The following is a 1,726-nucleotide window of genomic DNA, read 5'->3' as shown; positions in this document are numbered from 1 at the left end:
CGGGTGGCATGTTTGCCTTTACCGATGCCAACGCGGGGACCAACAAGACGGTGACCACCTCTGGGGTGACGGTCAACGATGGCAACAGTGGCAGTAACTACAACCCGGTGGTCTATGTAGACAACACCACCAGCACCATCAACAAGGCCGCTTTAACGCTTGGTACCAGTGCTGTGACCAAGACGTACGACGGCTCGTTGGCAGCAGCGGGTACGGCGGTTGTGACGTTGGGCACGCTGTACAACAACGCCAGTAATGGCGGTACGCTTGACAGCCTCAGTGGCGGCACGTTTGCCTTTACCAACGCCAATGCCGGCACCGGCAAGACGGTAACGACAGATGCAGTGACGGTGAACGACGGCAACTTGGGTGGCAACTACACGGTCAGCTACGCCAACAACGCGGCGAGTATCATCGATAAAGCCACTTTAACGCTCAGCACCAGTGATGTCACCAGAACCTATGATGGCACACTGGCCGCAGCGGGTACGGCGGTTGTGACGTTGGGTACGCTGTACACCAACGCCAGCAACAGCAGTACGCCAGACAGTATCAGTGGCGGTACCTTTGCTTTTGCCAACAAGAACGCCAGTACCGGTAACAAGGTTGTGACTACCACGGGTGTCGCCGTTAGCGACGGCAACAGTGGCAGCAACTATACGGTCAGCTACGCTAACAACACTACCAGCACCATCAATAAGGCTGACTTGTCGCTCAAAACCAGTGACGTGACCAAGGCCTATAACGGCACACTGGCCGCGTTGGGCACGGCGGTCTCTACAAGCGGCACCCAGGTGTTCAGTGGCGACAGTTTGTCGGGTGGCATGTTTGCCTTTACCGATGCCAACGCGGGGACCAACAAGACGGTGACCACCTCTGGGGTGACGGTCAACGATGGCAACAGTGGCAGTAACTACAACCCGGTGGTCTATGTAGACAACACTACCAGCACCATCAACAAGGCCGCTTTAACGCTTGCTACCAGTGCTGTAACCAAGACGTACGACGGCTCGTTGGCAGCAGCGGGTACGGCGGTTGTGACGTTGGGCACGCTGTACAACAACGCCAGTAATGGCGGTACGCTTGACAACCTCAGTGGCGGCACGTTTGCCTTTACCAACGCCAATGCCGGCACCGGCAAGACGGTAACGACAGATGCCGTGACGGTGAACGACGGCAACTTGGGTGGCAACTACACGGTCAGCTACGCCAACAACGCGGCGAGTATCATCGATAAAGCCACTTTAACGCTCAGCACCAGTGATGTCACCAGAACCTATGACGGCACACTGGCCGCAGCGGGTACGGCGGTTGTGACGTTGGGTACGCTGTACACCAACGCCAGCAACAGCAGTACGCCAGACAGTATCAGTGGCGGTACGTTTGCTTTTGCTAACAAGAACGCCAGTACCGGTAACAAGGTTGTGACTACCACGGGTGTCGCCGTTAGCGACGGCAACAGTGGCAGCAACTATACGGTCAGCTACGCTAACAACACCACCAGCACCATCAACAAGGCTGACTTGTCGCTCAAAACCAGTGACGTGACCAAGGCCTATAACGGCACACTGGCCGCGCTGGGCACAGCGGTCGTTTCCGGCGGCACCCAGGTGTTCAGTGGCGACAGTTTGTCGGGTGGCATGTTTGCCTTTACCGATGCCAACGCGGGGACCAACAAGACGGTGACCACCTCTGGGGTGACGGTCAACGATGGCAACAGTGGCAG

1 protein-coding gene is annotated in these 1,726 nt (G+C 57.2%); it reads left to right on the top strand.

The window, feature by feature from the left end; translation table 11 throughout:
• Positions 1 to 8: 8 nt before the first annotated feature.
• Positions 9 to 1,726, top strand: a 1,718-nt coding sequence (locus N7974_RS20495; RefSeq protein ID WP_262967385.1) for a beta strand repeat-containing protein, incomplete at its 3' end; no start/stop codon positions are given.

This window comes from Methylobacter psychrophilus, from assembly GCF_025583945.1.
Taxonomy (GTDB): domain Bacteria; phylum Pseudomonadota; class Gammaproteobacteria; order Methylococcales; family Methylomonadaceae; genus Methylobacter_C; species Methylobacter_C psychrophilus.
The sequence above is the reverse complement of the archived record's forward strand: the minus strand, read 5'-3'. Positions and strand labels throughout refer to the sequence as shown.